Annotated in this window: 17 protein-coding genes and 1 pseudogene; 13 read left to right on the top strand and 5 right to left on the bottom strand. The window is 69.9% G+C overall.

Annotation, left to right across the window (positions count from 1 at the left end; genetic code table 11):
* Positions 1-15: 15 nt before the first annotated feature.
* Both OG936_RS05660 and OG936_RS05665 read left to right on the top strand, forming a co-directional pair.
* Complete coding sequence (locus OG936_RS05660) at positions 16-456, top strand: hypothetical protein (RefSeq protein ID WP_406492942.1); 441 nt, start codon at positions 16-18, stop codon at positions 454-456.
* Positions 457-620: 164 nt separating this feature from the next.
* Positions 621-1,556 (top strand): pseudouridine synthase, encoded by a 936-nt coding sequence (locus OG936_RS05665; protein WP_406492944.1) that lies wholly within the window; start codon positions 621-623, stop codon positions 1,554-1,556.
* Between the two features lie 13 nt (positions 1,557-1,569).
* Here OG936_RS05665 and OG936_RS05670 read toward each other — a convergent pair whose 3' ends face one another.
* Positions 1,570-2,199 carry an MBL fold metallo-hydrolase gene (locus OG936_RS05670; RefSeq protein WP_266745268.1) on the bottom strand — a complete coding sequence of 210 codons (630 nt, stop codon included), beginning with the start codon at positions 2,197-2,199 and terminating at the stop codon, positions 1,570-1,572.
* Positions 2,199-3,284, bottom strand: coding sequence for an S-(hydroxymethyl)mycothiol dehydrogenase (locus tag OG936_RS05675; protein ID WP_406492946.1), 1,086 nt, complete (start codon positions 3,282-3,284; stop codon positions 2,199-2,201). The genes OG936_RS05670 and OG936_RS05675 overlap by 1 nt, the downstream gene beginning before the upstream one ends.
* 281 nt (positions 3,285-3,565) lie before the next feature.
* On the opposite strand from OG936_RS05675, the pseudogene OG936_RS05680 reads away from it, so the two are divergent.
* A pseudogene (locus tag OG936_RS05680) lies at positions 3,566-3,802 on the top strand (transposase); the annotation flags it as partial.
* A gap of 74 nt (positions 3,803-3,876) precedes the next feature.
* On the opposite strand, the gene OG936_RS05685 reads toward OG936_RS05680, so the two are convergent.
* On the bottom strand, positions 3,877-4,578 hold the full coding sequence (locus tag OG936_RS05685) for a FadR/GntR family transcriptional regulator (RefSeq protein WP_266745270.1): 702 nt from the start codon (positions 4,576-4,578) through the stop codon (positions 3,877-3,879).
* Between the two features lie 144 nt (positions 4,579-4,722).
* Between OG936_RS05685 and OG936_RS05690 the strand changes: the two genes are divergently transcribed.
* From OG936_RS05690 to OG936_RS05700, 3 genes are all read left to right on the top strand, one after another.
* Positions 4,723-5,232 carry a gluconokinase gene (locus OG936_RS05690; protein ID WP_406492948.1) on the top strand — a complete coding sequence of 170 codons (510 nt, stop codon included), beginning with the start codon at positions 4,723-4,725 and terminating at the stop codon, positions 5,230-5,232.
* Positions 5,233-5,243: 11 nt separating this feature from the next.
* Entirely contained in the window at positions 5,244-6,641 is a 1,398-nt protein-coding gene (locus OG936_RS05695; RefSeq protein WP_406492950.1) for a gluconate:H+ symporter, read from the top strand.
* A 265-nt stretch (positions 6,642-6,906) separates the two neighbouring features.
* Positions 6,907-7,356 (top strand): ASCH domain-containing protein, encoded by a 450-nt coding sequence (locus OG936_RS05700; RefSeq protein ID WP_406492952.1) that lies wholly within the window; start codon positions 6,907-6,909, stop codon positions 7,354-7,356.
* A 22-nt stretch (positions 7,357-7,378) separates the two neighbouring features.
* Here the strand turns inward: OG936_RS05700 and OG936_RS05705 are convergent, their stop codons facing one another.
* Both OG936_RS05705 and OG936_RS05710 read right to left on the bottom strand, forming a co-directional pair.
* On the bottom strand, positions 7,379-8,611 hold the full coding sequence (locus OG936_RS05705) for a carboxylesterase family protein (protein ID WP_406492953.1): 1,233 nt from the start codon (positions 8,609-8,611) through the stop codon (positions 7,379-7,381).
* The gene (locus OG936_RS05710; protein WP_406492954.1) at positions 8,608-9,960 is read right to left on the bottom strand and encodes an MFS transporter; all 1,353 of its coding nucleotides are present in this window, start codon (positions 9,958-9,960) and stop codon (positions 8,608-8,610) included. The genes OG936_RS05705 and OG936_RS05710 overlap by 4 nt, the downstream gene beginning before the upstream one ends.
* Before the next feature lie 284 nt (positions 9,961-10,244).
* Here OG936_RS05710 and OG936_RS05715 point away from each other — a divergent pair, with 284 nt between their 5' ends.
* From OG936_RS05715 to OG936_RS05745, 7 genes are read left to right on the top strand one after another with little or no spacing between them, the layout of a single operon-like run.
* Positions 10,245-11,720: a 2-hydroxymuconic semialdehyde dehydrogenase gene (locus OG936_RS05715; protein WP_406492956.1), complete on the top strand. Its 1,476-nt coding sequence runs from the start codon at positions 10,245-10,247 to the stop codon at positions 11,718-11,720.
* Positions 11,717-12,532 carry a 2-keto-4-pentenoate hydratase gene (locus OG936_RS05720; protein ID WP_406492957.1) on the top strand — a complete coding sequence of 272 codons (816 nt, stop codon included), beginning with the start codon at positions 11,717-11,719 and terminating at the stop codon, positions 12,530-12,532. Before OG936_RS05715 ends, OG936_RS05720 begins: the two co-directional genes overlap by 4 nt.
* A complete protein-coding gene (locus OG936_RS05725) occupies positions 12,529-13,515 on the top strand; it encodes an acetaldehyde dehydrogenase (acetylating) (protein ID WP_406492959.1) in 987 nt (328 codons plus the stop codon). Before OG936_RS05720 ends, OG936_RS05725 begins: the two co-directional genes overlap by 4 nt.
* Positions 13,512-14,543, top strand: a complete 1,032-nt coding sequence (gene dmpG, locus OG936_RS05730) for a 4-hydroxy-2-oxovalerate aldolase (protein ID WP_383753824.1) — start codon at positions 13,512-13,514, stop codon at positions 14,541-14,543. The genes OG936_RS05725 and dmpG overlap by 4 nt, the downstream gene beginning before the upstream one ends.
* Positions 14,543-15,304, top strand: coding sequence for a 2-keto-4-pentenoate hydratase (locus OG936_RS05735; protein ID WP_406500320.1), 762 nt, complete (start codon positions 14,543-14,545; stop codon positions 15,302-15,304). Before dmpG ends, OG936_RS05735 begins: the two co-directional genes overlap by 1 nt.
* Positions 15,304-15,759 (top strand): RidA family protein, encoded by a 456-nt coding sequence (locus OG936_RS05740; protein WP_383753826.1) that lies wholly within the window; start codon positions 15,304-15,306, stop codon positions 15,757-15,759. Before OG936_RS05735 ends, OG936_RS05740 begins: the two co-directional genes overlap by 1 nt.
* Positions 15,756-16,277 carry a 3-hydroxyanthranilate 3,4-dioxygenase gene (locus OG936_RS05745; RefSeq protein WP_406492961.1) on the top strand — a complete coding sequence of 174 codons (522 nt, stop codon included), beginning with the start codon at positions 15,756-15,758 and terminating at the stop codon, positions 16,275-16,277. The genes OG936_RS05740 and OG936_RS05745 overlap by 4 nt, the downstream gene beginning before the upstream one ends.
* Positions 16,278-16,279: the final 2 nt, after the last annotated feature.

Consider the following 16,279-nt stretch of genomic DNA (forward strand, 5'->3'; position numbering starts at 1 on the left):
ACCATGGAGATCGTCATGCGTGGACTGGTTACTTCCTTCCTGACCACAGTGGTCGTCGTGTCCTGCGTCGGCGCCGGTCCTCAGCCCGCACGGGCGCCCGTACCCCCTCCGCTGCCCGTCATGGTCTCGGACACCGACACGATGGGGCGGGTGTTCACGGATCCTCACGGGCGCACGCTCTACCACAACGACGTGGAGCGCAACGGGACCTTCATCTGCGTCGGGCTCTGTACGGACACCCGCAAACCGCTGCTGCATGAGCCCGGTGCCGAGCTCCGGCTGCCGCCGGGCATCGCCGGGACGCTCGGGACCGTGAGGCGGCCCGACGGCGGCGACCAAGTCACCTACAACGGCTCCCCGCTGTACTGGTTCACCGGGGATCAGCAGCCGGCCGACACCCGAGGGGTGACCCTGCTGTGGCATGTGATCAACCCTCAGAACGTGCCGGTGAGCTGAGCGACAAGGGACAGCCCACGTCCGCTTTCGTCCACCATGGCCGGGACAGTCACGCCTCCTGGCGCGGTGCGGGCGGGCGGAACGGGCGATACTGTGCGGACACTCCAGGAGACGATACGAGGAGCCCGCACCATGTTCACCGTCGTGCCGGTCGGCGCGCCCCGATGAGGGGGCGCGCGAAGCCCCCGTCGGCGCCGCTGGCGCAGCGGGACGGGATCGATCCGGTGCGGCTGCGGCTCCCGGAGGATCCGGACGGGCGGTGGGCGACGGTCCGCGATCATCTGCTGGCGCGGTTCGCGGGGGCGATCGGGGCGGCGCGGGTGGACGCCATGTTCGCCGAGGGCCGGTTCGTCTCCGTAGCGGGGCCGGTCTGCGCCGACGAGCCGTACGCGGCGGGCCGGTACCTCTGGTTCCACCGGGATTTCGCGCCGGAGGAACCGGTGCCGTTCCCGGTCGGTGTCGTCCACCGCGACGAGCACCTCGTCGTCGCCGACAAGCCGCACTTCCTCGCGACGACACCGCGTGGCCGGCACGTCACCGAGACGGCCGTGGCCCGGCTGCGCCGCGAGCTGGACCTGCCCGCACTGCAGCCCGCGCACCGGCTGGACCGGCTGACCGCGGGCCTCGTCCTGTTCGTCGTACGCCCCGAGGAGCGGGGCGCGTACCAGACGCTGTTCCGGGACCGTCTGGTGCGCAAGGAGTACGAGGCGGTGGCACCGTACGACCCCGGCCCGGCCTTTCCGCGGACCGTACGCAGCCGCATCGTGAAGGAGCGCGGGGTCGTCGCCGCCCGCGAGGAGCCGGGCGAGCCGAACAGTGAGAGCCGGATCGAGCTCCTGGAGCACCGGGCGGGACTCGGCCGTTACCGGCTCTTGCCCGCCACCGGGCGCACCCATCAGCTGCGGGTCCACATGAACAGCCTGGGGCTGCCGCTCGTCCACGACCCGGTCTATCCGGTGGTCCGGCCGGAGGGTGCGGCCGACGACTGGTCACAACCGCTCCAACTCCTCGCCCGGGTACTGGAGTTCACCGATCCGGTCACGGGCGGGCCGCGCCGCTTCGAGAGCGGGCTGCGGCTCTCCGCGTGGCCGGACCGGTGAGCAGCCATGGCCGTCAGTGACCGCGGGCGATCCATTCGTCCAGGTGCGGGGCCTCCGCGCCGATCGTCGTGGAGTCGCCGTGTCCGGTGCGGACGGTGGTCTCCGGATCCAGGGCGAGCAGCCGGTCCCTGATCGACGCGACGATCGTCGGGAAGTGGGAGAAGGACCGTCCGGTGGCGCCGGGTCCGCCCTGGAAGAGCGTGTCGCCCGTGAAGACGGTGGACAGCTCGGGGGCGTACAGGCAGACGGCGCCGGGGGCATGGCCGGGGGTGTGCAGGACCCGGAGCGTCGTACCGGCGATCTCCAGCTCCTGGCCGTCGGCCAGTTCGCCGTCCGGGGCGCGGTCCGGGTGGGTCTGCTTCCACAGCGGCAGGTCGTCGGGGTGGAGCAGGATCGGCGCACCGGTGGCGGCGGCGAGGGCCGGGGCCGCGTCGATGTGGTCGTTGTGCGCGTGCGTGCAGACGATGGCGCGCAGCGTACGGCCGTTCAGCGCGGCCTCGATGGCGGCGGCGTCATGGGCGGCGTCGATGACGATCGCCTCGGTGTCGTCGCCGACGATCCAGACGTTGTTGTCGACGTCCCACTCACCGCCGTCGAGGGCGAAGGTGCCGGAGGTGACGAGGTGGTCGATGCGGGCGGCCATCAGAGGATCACCACCGAGCGCAGCACGTCACCGTCGTGCATCCGGGCGAAGGCCTGCTCGATGTCGCCGAGTCCGATGGTCTCGGTGACGAACGCGCCGAGGTCGATCCGGCCCTGCTGGTGCAGGTCGATGAGCATCGGGAAGTCGCGCGAGGGCAGGCAGTCGCCGTACCAGGAGGACTTGAGCGAGCCGCCGCGGCCGAAGACGTCGATGAGCGGCAGCTCCAGCCGCATCTCCGGGGTGGGGACGCCGACCAGGACGACGGTGCCGGCGAGGTCGCGGGCGTAGAAGGCCTGCTGGTAGGTCTCCGGGCGGCCGACCGCCTCGATGACGACGTCCGCGCCATTGCCGTCGGTCAGGGCACGGATCGCCTCGACCGGATCGGCGGAGCGGGAGTTGACGGTGTGCGTGGCACCCATCGTCTTCGCCGTCTCCAGCTTGCGGTCGTCGATGTCCACGGCGATGATCTTCGCCGCGCCGGCCAGCCGGGCGCCCGCGATCGCCGCGTCGCCGACGCCGCCGCAGCCGATCACGGCGACCGAGTCGCCGCGGCCGACCTGACCGGTGTTGATGGCGGCGCCGATGCCCGCCATCACGCCGCAGCCGAGGAGCCCCGCGACGGCCGGTGAGACCTCGGGGTCGACCTTGGTGCACTGGCCCGAGGCGACCAGGGTCTTCTCGGCGAACGCGCCGATGCCGAGCGCCGGCGACAGCTCCGTGCCGTCGAGCAGTGTCATCTTCTGCTTCGCGTTGTGGGTGTTGAAGCAGTACCAGGGGCGGCCGCGCAGACACGCACGGCACTGCCCGCACACGGCACGCCAGTTGAGGACGACGAAGTCGCCGGGCGCGACGTCCGTGACGCCCTCGCCGACGGACTCGACCACGCCCGAGGCCTCATGGCCGAGCAGGAACGGGAACTCGTCGTTGATGCCGCCCTGCTTGTAGTGCAGATCGGTGTGGCAGACGCCGCACGCCTGGATCTTCACCACGGCCTCGCCGGGGCCCGGGTCCGGGATGACGATCGTCTCGACCCGTACCGGCTCGTTCTTCCCCGGTGCGATGACCCCTTGCACCTGCTGCGCCATACCTGGTCTCCCTGTTTCCGTCATGTGGTGAAGATCGAACACGAACAACCGTACGCCCCATGAGGGTGTCACGGCGGCGCGCCGCGTTGGCGGGAAACGAGTGCCGTCCACCCGGTGGGATGCACCGGTTTCGGTCACATGGGGCGAACCGCTGAACTGCCCCGGGTTCCAGGGGGTCCTTGGATGCAGAGGGGCCACGGAACCGATACCTGCGGGGGCAGGGGTTCCATGGTCCACCGGCAGAGGAATGACGGATCACGGGGGAAGTACCTCGACCGAGATTGCCGAGAGCACGGAGAAGACCGGCCGGCGGGCCGACGGACCGGGCCGGTTCCCGGAGCGGCGGCGCTCGGGGCGCCGGTCGGCAGGCATCGAAGCGCTGGGAGAAGGCGAACCGGGCGCGGAACAAGGTGCACCACCGGGTCGCGGACCTCCGCGAGGACACCATCCACAAGATGACGACCCGCCTTGCCCGCGCGTACGGCACGATCGTCATCGAAGATCTCAACGTGGCAGGAATGGGCCGCAACCGGCGCCTGTCCCGCCGGGTCTCGGATGCCGCGTTCGGCGAGATCCGACGCCGCCGTCCGTCTCAGGGCGCGAGCACGTCCAGTTCGTGCAGGGCGCCCACCGCGATCTCCTTCGTCAGCCGCTGCGCCGCCACCGCGTCGCCCTCACGCACCGCTTCGGCGAGCCGGACGTGGAGGGTGACCGCGGCCGGGTCCGGATCCTCGAACATGACCTGGTGATGGGTGCGGCCGGCCAGGACCTCGGCGACGACATCGCCGAGCCGCGCGAACATCTCGTTGCCGGAGGCGTTCAGCACGATCCGGTGGAACGCGATGTCGTGCTCCAGGTATCCCTCCAGCTGCTGGCCGCGCGAGGTGGCGACCATGCCGAGCGCGCACTCGGTGAGGGCCGAGCACTGCTCCGGGGTGGCGTTGCGGGCGGCGAGGCCGGCCGCGACCGGTTCGATCGCCGAGCGCAGCACGGTCAGGGAGCGCAGCTGGCGCGGGCGGTCGGCGCCGGCCAGCCGCCACCGGATGACCTGCGGATCGTAGACGTTCCACGCCTCGGTCGGCCGTACGGTCACGCCGACCCGGCGCCGGGACTCGACCAGGTGCATGGATTCGAGGACGCGGATCACTTCGCGCACGACCGTGCGCGAGACGTCGAAGCGCTGGGCCAGCTCGTCGGTACGCAGTACCTGTCCGGGCCGGTGCTCCCCTGCGGCGATCTCCAGACCCAGGGTGTCCAGCACATGTGTATGCAGCCCGGGGCCCTGTGTGGTCATGGGCACAGCCTACGGGGCCCCACTCAGGAACAAAAAGTACGACGTTTATGTCACAACATCTTGAATAAGTCGTACGTATGGGTTTCAGTAGCGCGACGGACCGATGTCGAGGAAGACGTCGAAGTAGACAGCGAGGCACCACCAATGAGCACCCCCCACGTCGTCGTGGTGATGGGCGTCGCAGGGACCGGCAAGACCACGGTCGGCCCCCTGCTCGCCGCCGCCCTCGGCGTTCCGTACGCCGAGGGCGATGACTTCCATCCCGCGGCGAACATCGCCAAGATGTCGGCCGGTATCCCGCTGGACGACTCCGACCGGTGGCCCTGGCTCGATGCGATCGGCCGCTGGGCGCACGGCCGGGCGGGGCTCGGCGGGGTGGTGAGCAGCTCGGCGCTCAAGCGGGTCTACCGGGACCGGCTGCGCGCCGAGGCCCCCGGTGCGGTCTTCCTCCATCTGACCGGCGACCGGACCCTGATCGAGAAGCGCATGGCGGAACGCAAGGGGCACTTCATGCCCACCGCACTGCTCGACTCGCAGTTCGCCACCCTGCAGCCGCTGCAGGAGGACGAGGCCGGTGTCTCGGTCGACGTGTCCGGTACCCCCGAAGAAATCACCCAGCGAGCCGTCGCCGCGTTGCGCCGGCTCGAAAACTAAGGATCACCACCGTGACCAGTCTCAGCGTCGAGACGCTGGCAGCGGACGCCGTCGACCCGATCACTTCGGCAGGCAACGCGCAGTTGGGCATCGCCGTACTGGCGGGCATCGCCGTCATCGTTCTGCTCATCACCAAGTTCAAGATGCATGCGTTCCTCGCGCTGACCATCGGCTCGCTGGCGCTCGGCTCGTTCGCCGGTGCCGCGCCCGCGAAGACGATCGCGAGCTTCACCGCCGGCCTCGGCTCGACCGTCGCGGGTGTCGGTGTCCTGATCGCGCTCGGCGCCATTCTGGGCAAGCTGCTCGCCGACTCCGGCGGCGCGGACCAGATCGTCGACACGATCCTGGCGAAGGCGAGCGGGCGGGCCATGCCGTGGGCGATGGTCCTGATCGCCTCGATCATCGGTCTGCCGCTGTTCTTCGAGGTCGGGATCGTACTGCTGATCCCGGTGGTGCTGCTCGTCGCCAAGCGCGGCAACTACTCCCTGATGCGGATCGGTGTCCCGGCGCTGGCCGGTCTCTCGGTGATGCACGGGCTGATTCCCCCGCACCCCGGCCCGCTGGTGGCGATCGACGCCCTCGGCGCCAATCTCGGCGTCACGCTCGCGCTGGGTGTCCTGGTCGCGATCCCGACCGTGATCATCGCCGGGCCGGTCTTCTCCCGCTACGCCGCGCGCTGGGTGGACATCAAGGCTCCGGAGAAGATGATTCCGCAGCGCCCCTCGGAGGAGCTGGAACGGCGTCCCAGCTTCGGCGCCACCCTGGCGACGATCCTGCTGCCCGTCGTGCTGATGCTCGTCAAGGCCCTGGTCGACATCGTCGTGGACAACCCCGAGAGCCACGTCCAGCGGATCACCGATGTGATCGGCTCGCCGCTGATCGCGCTCCTCGCGGCCGTCATAGTCGGCATGTTCACGCTGGGCCGGGCGGCCGGTTTCACCAAGGGCCGGCTCTCCACCACCGTCGAGAAGTCCCTCGCCCCGATCGCGGGTGTGCTGCTGATCGTGGGTGCGGGCGGCGGTTTCAAGCAGACCCTCATCGACGCCGGTGTGGGCCAGATGATCCTGGACTTCTCCAAGGACTGGTCGATCCCGGCGCTGCTGCTGGGCTGGCTGATCGCCGTCGCGATCCGGCTCGCGACCGGCTCGGCGACCGTGGCCACCATTTCGGCGGCCGGTCTAGTCGCCCCGCTGGCAGCGGACATGTCAACATCCCACGCCGCGCTGCTGGTCCTCGCCGTCGGCGCGGGTTCGCTCTTCTTCAGCCACGTCAATGACGCCGGGTTCTGGCTGGTGAAGGAGTACTTCGGCATGAACGTCGGTCAGACGATCAAGACCTGGTCGGTGATGGAGACCATCATCTCCGTGGTCTCGCTGGCCTTCATCCTGCTGCTCTCGCTGGTCCTGTAGCGACCGGCCCCCTCCCGCACGGCCCTCCCCCCGCGGCGCAAGCCGGGGCCGTGCCCGATGGCGCCCGACCGGCCCGGTGCGTATGCCACGGCATGCCTCCGGGTCGGCGGGCGCCATCGCCATGTGCGGCGGGCACTCTGCCCGGCCTCTCTGCCAACTCCGGTCATGAACCGGCTGATTGGCGGCCGCGACCAGCCGCCGACCGGCCTGCGGCCCGGTGCCCGAACCGGCGCGGCGTACGGCGGCCCATGTCAGACTTGGTGCCATGGCGAACCGTGAACCTCTCAAGCCCTTTCTGCTCGCCTTCCCCGGACCGCTGCGCGATCGCCTGGTGGCGGCGGTGCTCGCCGGTGCGAAGGTGTCGACGACCGGGCTGCTCGCGGAGTACGAGGCGGAGAGGGAGGAGCTGCCTCCGGTGGGCGAGCGGTCCGCGCTGATCGACTCGGACGGCCGGGAGCTCGCGGTGCTGGAGGTGACGGAGGTACGGGTGCTGCGCCTCGGCGACGTCGATCTCCAGCATGCGATCGACGAGGGCGAGGGGGACAGATCGGTGGCCGAGTGGCGTGCGGGCCACGAGAAGTTCTGGCACGGCAAGGAGATGCGGGAGGCGCTCGGCGACCCGGAGTTCACGGTCGACGACGACACCATGGTCGTCGCCGAACGGTTCCGGGTCGTCGAGCTGCTGGATCCCGTCGCGGGCGCGGCGGAACGGTAGCCGGGCCCGGGCAGTCGGTGTCCTACGGCTGCAACGCGAGGATCTCGCGGCAGGTCAGGGGCGAGGCGACGGTGCCGGGACGACCGGTGCGGGCGAAGCCGGTCCAGGCGGCGCGCATCGCTCTGCCCAGAGCGTCCACCTCGTCCCACGGGGTGTCCCCCAGCATCGGTGAGTGCCGCCAGGCGGCCGGGGAACCCAGGAGCAGCGGCAGTTCCACACAGTGCGTGGCACCGAAATCCGATCCTGCCGGGCGCCAGTCCAGTCGGTAGGCGTGGACCCGGGCACCGGCCCGCACGAGCCGTTGGCCCAGGGCGGCGAGCGGTTCGGCGTACATCCGCCGGGTCGGGTCGATCGGTTCGCCGCTCTTCCGCGTTCCGCCCTTCTCCCCGGGGAAGGCGGACATGTCGTCCGCGTTCCAGCCGTACACGATGTCCATGCCGCGTACGTGTGCGTCGAGGAAGGCAGCGCCCGTTTCGACTGGGCCGAACGGTGGTTCCAGGGTCGAGCCGGAGCGTTCCCGATGGGCGAGGGCGGTGTCCCGCTGTGCTGCGAGTACGGCGGCGGGGGCGGCGGTCCGCGGGTCGGCTCCGGGGGCGTGGGCCGCGAGCCGTTCGGTGAAGATCCGGCCGAGGGCGGCGGCATCGGCCCGGGACCGTGTCGCGATCGCCAACGGTGCGCTCTGCAGGATCGCGCGGTGGAACAGCCCTTGGGCTTCGGGCAGCTCCATCAGCAGCAGGATGGAGAGCGCTCCGGCGGACTGCCCGAAGACGGTGACATCTGCGGGGTCGCCTCCGTACGCGGCGATGTTCGCCTTCACCCAGCGGAGTGCTTCGAGCTGGTCGTACAGGCCGAGGTTGCCCTCGGCGACACCGTCGAGGCAGAGGTATCCGAGCGCGCCCAGACGGTAGTTGACGGACACGACGACGACATCGCCCTCGGTGGCGAGTGCTCCGCCGTCGTACCAGTCCATGAGGCCCGCGCCGCTGCTGAATCCGCCGCCGTGGAACCAGACCATCACCGGCCGCGCCGCGCTGTCGCGGGCGGATGTGGTGACCGTCAGGTTCAGACAGTCCTCGCCCTGCGGGTGCCGATCGAGCGGCGGTCCCATCACCGTGTCGAGCCTGGACGGCAGTTGCGGACAGATCTCACCGCTCGACGGGCGGGCATCGCGACCGTGCACCGGGCGGGGCCGCGCGAAGCGTTCCGCCACGGCGTAGCGGACCGGGCCGGACCGGACCACGGCGGAGCCGGTCACGCGCCGCTTCCCGAGAGCGATTCCACCGTGGCCGCCGGTACCGGTTCGGGCGCTCCTTCGGGCACCAGGCGGAACAGGGCGACGGCGCCGGCCAGGCTGACGGCGCAGATCCCGACGAGGTACCACGTCACCCCGGTCGACGACCCGCCCGAGTTGAGCAGCGCCGTGGAGATCATGGGGGCGAGGCCGCCGCCGAGGATGGCACCGCCCTGCAGGATCAAAGAGGAGCCCGAGTAGCGGACGTTGACGGGGAAGGTGTCGACGATGATGCTGCCCTGCACACAGTGGGTGACCGGGATGATGAGCCCCATGCCGAGCAGCGCCACCACAGCGAGGGCGGAGTTGCCGGTGTTGAGCAGCGGGAAGAAGGCGACGCACCACACGAGGATGGCCGCGGATCCGGCGATGAACATGGTGCGCCGGCCGCGCCGGTCCGCGAACCGTGTCCACACCGGGATGGTCACGAACCACAGGGCCGCCGCGATGGTGACGCCCACGATGAGGAACTGTTTGTCGTAGTCGAGGTGCTGGGAGCCGTAGGACAGAGTGAAGACCATGAACACGTACGCGACGGCCGAGTTCGCCACCACGGCGAGCAGGGTCAGCGCGAGCCTGGGGAATCCGACCTTGAGGGATTCGGCCAGCGGGAACCTGACCACTTCGTCCCGGGCGCGGGCGCGGGCGAAGGACGGCGACTCGGTCACCCTCAGCCGGATCACCAGCCCCACGGCGACCAGTACGAAGCTGAGCAGGAACGGGATGCGCCAGCCCCATGAGGTGAAGGCGTGGTCGCCCAGGACGGAGTTTGTGGTCAGGAAGATGACGTTGGCCAGGACCAGTCCGCCGGGTGTGCCCATCTGCGGGAAGCCCGCGTAGAGGTTCTTCTTGTCCGGCGGTGCGTGCTCCATGGACATCAGGGTGGCTCCGGCGCCTTCGCCGCCGAGTCCGATGCCCTGGACGATGCGCAGCGCGACCAGGAGGACCGGTGCCCAGAATCCGATGGAGTCGTAGTTCGGGATGGCGCCGATGAGGGTGGAGCCGATCCCCATCAGGAGGAGGGAGACCACCAGTGTCGCCTTGCGGCCGATGCGGTCGCCGTAGTGACCGAAGACCAGGCCGCCGAGCGGACGGGCGATGAAGCCGACGGCCAAGGTACTGAAGGCGGCCAGGGTGCCTGCGGCGGGGCTCAGTGAGGGGAAGAACTGCTGGTTGAAGACGAGCGCCGCGGCCGTGCCGTAGAGAAAGAAGTCGTACCACTCCAGCGTGGTGCCTGCGAGCGTGGCGAGGGCGGTTCTTCCGGCAGTGGCTCGGGCGCCGCCCGAGCGTTCTTCGTGAGGTGAAGTGTTCACGGGGTGACCTATCACTTGGATGGCGGGCTGTGGGCGGTTCGCTCCGGACAGCCGCTACGACGGCCGGGCTTCACCCGTCGTTAACCGTGGATCCTGACTCCCTGAGACATGACGCACAAATACCGAATTGGAAACCTGCCATACCTGTTCCGGTATAGCAGGTGCATGGTTGGCGGCTGCCCGCCCCGCGCCACCGAGCCGTGAAGCAGGTATGCCCTTTCAGGTATGCCTCTGCACAGGAATCGCATTTGTCCGGCATGGATGCGCGGATCACAGTGGGACGCATGACGGCAGAGACTGGGCGGTGGATCCGCAACTTCGTGGCCGGGCAGTTCGTGGAGCCCGACGAGAACCACGGCTTCGACAAGACCGACCCGGCCACCGGCCGGGTGTTCGCCCGGGTGCACGAGGCGGACGAGGCACTGGTGGACCGCGCCGTGGCAGCGGCCCGGCGGGCCCTGCACGACGGATGGGCGACGACGCCCGTACGGGAACGCGCGGCGCTGCTGCGCCGGGCCGCGGACCGGATCGAGGAGCGCTTCGAGGAGTTCGTCGCCGCGGAGGTCGCCGACACCGGCAAGCCGGTCACCCAGGCGCGGGAGCTCGATGTCGCGCGTGCTCTGGCGAACTTCCGCACCTTCGCCGATGTGGTGGCCGCCGCCGGACAGGAGTCCTTCCTCACCGACCTCGCAGGCGGTCGGCAGGCCCTCAACTACGCGGTGCGCAAGCCGCTCGGCGTCGTCGCGGTCGTCGTCCCGTGGAATCTGCCCCTCCTCCTGCTGACCTGGAAGGTCGCCCCGGCCCTGGCCTGCGGCAACGCCCTGGTCGTCAAGCCCAGCGAGGAGACCCCCGCAACTGCCACGCTGTTGGCCGAGGTGCTCGCCGAGGTCGGGCTCCCCGCCGGGGTGTACAACGTCGTCCACGGCTTCGGTGGCGACTCCGCCGGTGAGTACGTGACCTCGCACCCGGGAATCGACGGCGTGACCTTCACCGGTTCGTCCGCGACCGGCTCGCACGTCATGAAGACCGTCGCGCCCCGGGTCCGCCCGGTGTCGTTCGAACTCGGCGGCAAGAACGCCGCCATCGTCTTCGACGACGTCGACCTGGACGAGGCGCTGACCGGGCTGACCAAGTCGGTCTTCACCAACACCGGTCAGGTCTGTCTGTGCACCGAGCGGGTCTACGTACAGCGCTCGGTCTTCGCCGATGTCGCCGAAGGGCTCGCGGAGCGGGCCCGGGGCCTGCGGCTCGGGCGGCCGACCGACGAGCGGACCACCACCGGACCGCTGATCTCCCAGACGCACCGGAACAAGGTGCTGGGCTACTTCGAGCTGGCCGAGCAGGCCGGAGCGAAGGTGCTCACCGGCGGTGGCGTGCCGCAGCTCGGCCCCGACCTCGCGGACGGTTCCTGGATCGAGCCGACGCTGTGGACGGGGCTGACCAACGCGGACCGGGCCGTGCGGGAGGAGATCTTCGGTCCGGTGGCCGCCCTGATCCCCTTCGACACCGAAGCGGAGGCGATCGCCCTGGCCAATGACACCGAGTACGGCCTCGCGGCCTCGGTATGGACCAATGACCTGCGCCGCGGGCACCGGGTGGCCCAGGCGATGAACGTCGGGATGGCCTGGGTCAACACCTGGTTCCTGCGCGATCTGCGCTCCCCGTTCGGCGGTGTCGGACTCTCCGGCATAGGCCGCGAGGGCGGCGCGTCCTCCCTGCACTTCTACACCGAGCCGACGAATGTGTGTGTACAGCTGTGACCGATCACGACAACCCCGATCTCTCCGCGCGGATCGACGCGGCCGTGGCACGCCTGACGGCCGCTGCCGCCACCGGCACTCCGTGTGCTCCCGTCCGGGAGTTCCTGGGCCGCGACGACATCGATACCGCCTACGAGGTCCAACGGCGTCTCGCCGCCGCCCGAAGCACGGCCGGAGCCCGGGTGGTGGGCGCCAAGATCGGCCTCACCGCCCCTGTCGTGCAGCAGCAGTTCGGCGTGTTCCGGCCGGACTTCGGGGTGCTCTTCGACGACATGATGTTCGCGCACGCCGAGCCGCTGCCGCTGAGCCGGTTCCTTCAGCCGCGCGCGGAGGGCGAGATCGCCTTCGTCCTCGGCCGGGACATCGACCGGCCCGGCGCGGGTGTCGCCGATGTGCTGCGGGCCACCGAATTCGTGCTGCCCGCCATCGAGATCGTCGATTCACGGATCAACGGCTGGGACCTGGCCATCACCGACACCGTCGCCGACAACGCCTCCAGCGGCGCGGTCGTGCTCGGCACCACCCCGTATTCATTGAGCGGGCTCGACCTCTCCCGGGTCGGCATGGTGCTCCAGCGGGACGGCGAGCCGGTCTCCTTCGGTGCCGGCCACGCCTGCCTCGGCTCACCCGTCGTCGCCGTGGCCTGGCTGGCACGCGAACTGGCCGCACGGGAGCAGCCGTTGCGGGCCGGTGACGTGGTGATGTCCGGGGCACTCGGCCCGATGGTGCCGATCAACGGTCCCGGCCGGTACCGGCTGGCGCTCGACGGGCTCGGCGAGGTCGAGGCAGTCATCGAGGAGGAGACCAAGTGAGTTCCCACGCAAGCGACACAGCAACCGAAACCGAATCCGCCACCGGCACCGTTGCGGTCGCCGTCATCGGGTCCGGCAACATCGGAACCGACCTCATGATCAAGGTGTTGCGGCTCTCCAAGTCACTGCGCATGGGCGCGATGGCGGGGATCGACCCGGACTCCGACGGGCTGGCCCGCGCCGCCCGGCTGGGGGTCGCCACCACGCATCGCGGTGTCGACGGGCTCGTGGAACTGCCCGAGTTCGCCGACATCAAGGTGATCTTCGACGCGACCTCGGCCAAGGCCCATGTGCGCAACGCACAGCTTGCCGCGGAGCACGGCAAGCTGATGATCGATCTCACCCCGGCGGCTCTCGGGCCTTTCGTGGTGCCGTCGGTCAATCTGGACGAGCATCTGGCCGCGGCCGACGTCAACATGGTGACCTGCGGCGGACAGGCGACCATTCCGGTCGTGGCCGCGATCTCCCGGATCGCTCCGGTCGCGTACGGGGAGATCGTCGCCTCCATCGCGTCGAAGTCGGCCGGTCCCGGGACCCGGGCCAACATCGACGAGTTCACCGAGACCACGAGCAGGGCGATCCGGCTGGTCGGCGGCGCCGAGGTCGGCAAGGCCATCATCGTGCTCAACCCCGCGGAACCCCCGCTCGCGATGCGTGACACGGTCTTCTGCCTCGTCGAGGGCGAACTGTCCGACGCCGACCGGGACCGGATCGTGGCCTCCGTCCAGCGGATGGCGCAGTCCGTACGGGAGTACGTGCCCGGCTACCGGCTCAAGCAGGACGTGCAGTTCGACCAGGTCGAGGACACCGTCGTACCGGCGCTCGGGCGGCGGGTCACCGGGGTCAGGATCTCGGTGTTCCTGGAGGTGCTCGGCGCCGGCCACTACCTGCCCGACTACGCGGGCAATCTCGACATCATGACCTCCGCCGCGGTCCGCACCGCGGAGAAGGTCGCCGCACTTCGAGGATGGGTGACCGCATGAAGCTGTACGTCCAGGACGTGACCCTGCGGGACGGCATGCACGCGATGGGGCACATGTACACCGTCGACCAGGTGCGCCGGATCGTCTCCGCGCTCGACCGCTCCGGGGTCGCGGCGATCGAGGTCGCGCACGGGGACGGGCTCGGCGGTTCGAGCGCGAACTACGGGTTCGGCGCGCACAGCGACGAGGAGTGGATCGAGGCCGCGGCCGATGTCCTCGAACACGCGAAGCTGACCACGCTGCTGCTGCCCGGCATCGGCACCATCGACCATCTGCGCCGCGCGCATGCGCTCGGGGTGCGCAGCGTGCGCGTGGCTACGCACTGCACCGAGGCCGATGTCGGCGCGCAGCACATCTCCTGGGCGCGGGAGAACGGGATGGACGTCTCGGGATTCCTGATGATGAGCCATCTCAACTCCCCTGAAGGACTTGCCCGGCAGGCCCGCCTGATGGAGTCGTACGGGGCGCACTGCGTCTATGTCACGGACTCCGGCGGGCGTCTGACGATGCGTGATGTCGCGGCCCGGGTCGACGCGTACCGCGAGGTGCTGGACGAGTCCACCGAGATCGGCATCCACGCCCACGAGAACCTCTCGCTGTCGGTCGCCAACAGCGTGACCGCCGTGGAGCACGGCGCGTACCGCGTCGATGTGGCGCTCGCGGGGCAAGGCGCCGGAGCCGGGAACTGCCCGGCCGAGCCATTCGTCGCCGTCGCCGACCTGCTGGGCTGGGAGCACGGCTGCGACCTGTTCGCGCTCCAGGACGCCGCCGACGACATCGTCCGGCCGCTGCGCAACCGGCCCGTGCAGGTGGACCGGGAGACCCTGACCCTCGGTTACGCCGGTGTCTACTCCAGCTTCCTGCTGCACGCCGAACGCGCGGCACGGCGCTACGGCGTCGACACCCGGCAGATCCTGCTGGAGGTCGGCCGGCGACAGATGGTGGGCGGCCAGGAGGACCTGATCGTGGACATCGCACTGGACCTGGCCGCACGGCACGAGGCCCTGACGGAAGGGAGCAACAAGTGATTTCGGCAGAACTGACCGGCGTACTGGCGCAGCGGCTGGACGCGGCGCAGACGTCCCGCGAGGACACCCCGAGCCTCGCCGACAGCCACGAGCTGGACATCGACGACGCGTATGCCGTGCAGGCGGCGCTGCTGGCGCTGCGGGTGGCGCGCGGCGAGCGGATCGTGGGCGTGAAGCTGGGGTTCACCAGCAAGGCCAAGATGGCCCAGATGGGCGTCTCGGACGTGATCGTGGGCCGGCTCACCGACGCGATGCGGATCGCGGACGGCGACGGGGTCGACCTGTCGCGCTTCATCCATCCGAAGGCGGAGCCCGAGGTCGCCTACCGGCTGTGCCGGGACGTCGATCTGGACGATCCGCTGACGGACATCGAGTCCTGCGTGGACGCTGTGGCCCCGGCCATCGAGATCATCGACTCGCGTTACCGGGACTTCCGGTTCACGTACACCGATGTCGTCGCGGACAACACCTCCGCGGCTGGCTACGCGATCGGCCCGTGGCGGCCCGTGGAGAGCGTCGCCAACCGTGCGGTGCGGCTGCGTACCGCGGCGACGGAAGCGGTGGGTTCGACCGCCGCGATCCTCGGCGACCCGGTGCACGCGCTCCACGCGCTGCTGGACATGTGCCGGCGCCGCCGGATTCCGCTGAAGGCCGGCCAGGTGGTACTCGCGGGGGCTGCCACGGCGGCCGTGCCGCTGGTGCCCGGGGTCACGGAGTGCGACGTGGCGGGCCTGGGGTCCGTCACGGTGAAGGGGTACTGATGAGCGGTTCACGGGTGATCGAGGGCAAGGCCACTCCGCGCGGGCGGTTCCCCCATGTGAAGGTCGTCGGGGACCTGGTGTTCGTCTCCGGTACCAGTTCACGCCGGCCCGACAACACGTTCGTGGGTGTCGAGGCCGATGAGTTCGGCACCACGGAGCTGGACATCCGGGCACAGACCCGGGCGGTGATCGAGAACATCCGGGACATCCTCGCCGAGGTGGGTGCCGAGCTCTCCGACATCGCGCAGATCACCACCTATCTGGTGTCCATGAACGACTTCGGCGGATACAACGAGGTCTACGGCGAGTTCTTCGACGAGCGGGGACCGACCCGGACGACCGTCGCGGTGCATCAGCTGCCGCATCCGCATCTGCTGATCGAGATCCAGGCCGTCGTCCATCTGCCGCGGCCCCGCACGTCACACACAGCGCACAGCACGGAGGTGTCCTCATGACCGTCATTCCCCCGGTCATCGATTTCCAGGGCTGGATCACCGAGCACGAGCACCTGCTCAAGCCGCCGGTGAACAACCGCACCATGTCCCTGGGACAGGACTTCATCGTCCAGGTCGTCGGCGGTCCCAACCAGCGCACCGACTTCCACCTCGACCCGTACGAGGAGTGGTTCTACCAGGTCAAGGGCGATATGCACGTCGACCTGATGACCGAGGACGGGCCGCGGACCGTACACATCCGGCAGGGCGAGGCCTGGCTGCTGCCCGGCAATGTGCCGCACTCCCCGCAGCGGCCCGACGCCGGTTCGATCGGGCTGGTCATCGAGCGGGTCCGGGAGGAGGGCACCCTGGAGAAGTTCCAGTGGTACTGCCCCGAGTGCGCCACGAAGATCCACGAGGTGGAACTCCAGGTGCGGGACATCGTCGCGGATCTGCCGCCCGTCTTCACCGAGTTCTACGGGGACGAGAAGGCGCGTACGTGCCCGAACTGTGGTGCGCTGCACCCTGGGAAGGGCTGAGC

Origin of the sequence: Streptomyces sp. NBC_00846, from assembly GCF_045207325.1 — a bacterium.
Lineage (GTDB): Bacteria > Actinomycetota > Actinomycetes > Streptomycetales > Streptomycetaceae > Streptomyces.

Coding starts and splice junctions, on each gene's coding strand:
- OG936_RS05700 (WP_406492952.1), top strand. CDS start 6,907: ATGGCGAACCGTGAACCTCTCAAGCCCTTTCTGCTCGCCTTCCCCGGA.
- OG936_RS05745 (WP_406492961.1), top strand. CDS start 15,756: ATGACCGTCATTCCCCCGGTCATCGATTTCCAGGGCTGGATCACCGAG.
- OG936_RS05685 (WP_266745270.1), bottom strand. CDS start 4,578: ATGACCACACAGGGCCCCGGGCTGCATACACATGTGCTGGACACCCTG.
- OG936_RS05660 (WP_406492942.1), top strand. CDS start 16: ATGCGTGGACTGGTTACTTCCTTCCTGACCACAGTGGTCGTCGTGTCC.
- OG936_RS05675 (WP_406492946.1), bottom strand. CDS start 3,284: ATGGCGCAGCAGGTGCAAGGGGTCATCGCACCGGGGAAGAACGAGCCG.
- OG936_RS05670 (WP_266745268.1), bottom strand. CDS start 2,199: ATGGCCGCCCGCATCGACCACCTCGTCACCTCCGGCACCTTCGCCCTC.
- OG936_RS05690 (WP_406492948.1), top strand. CDS start 4,723: ATGAGCACCCCCCACGTCGTCGTGGTGATGGGCGTCGCAGGGACCGGC.
- OG936_RS05665 (WP_406492944.1), top strand. CDS start 621: ATGAGGGGGCGCGCGAAGCCCCCGTCGGCGCCGCTGGCGCAGCGGGAC.
- OG936_RS05715 (WP_406492956.1), top strand. CDS start 10,245: ATGACGGCAGAGACTGGGCGGTGGATCCGCAACTTCGTGGCCGGGCAG.
- dmpG (WP_383753824.1), top strand. CDS start 13,512: ATGAAGCTGTACGTCCAGGACGTGACCCTGCGGGACGGCATGCACGCG.
- OG936_RS05740 (WP_383753826.1), top strand. CDS start 15,304: ATGAGCGGTTCACGGGTGATCGAGGGCAAGGCCACTCCGCGCGGGCGG.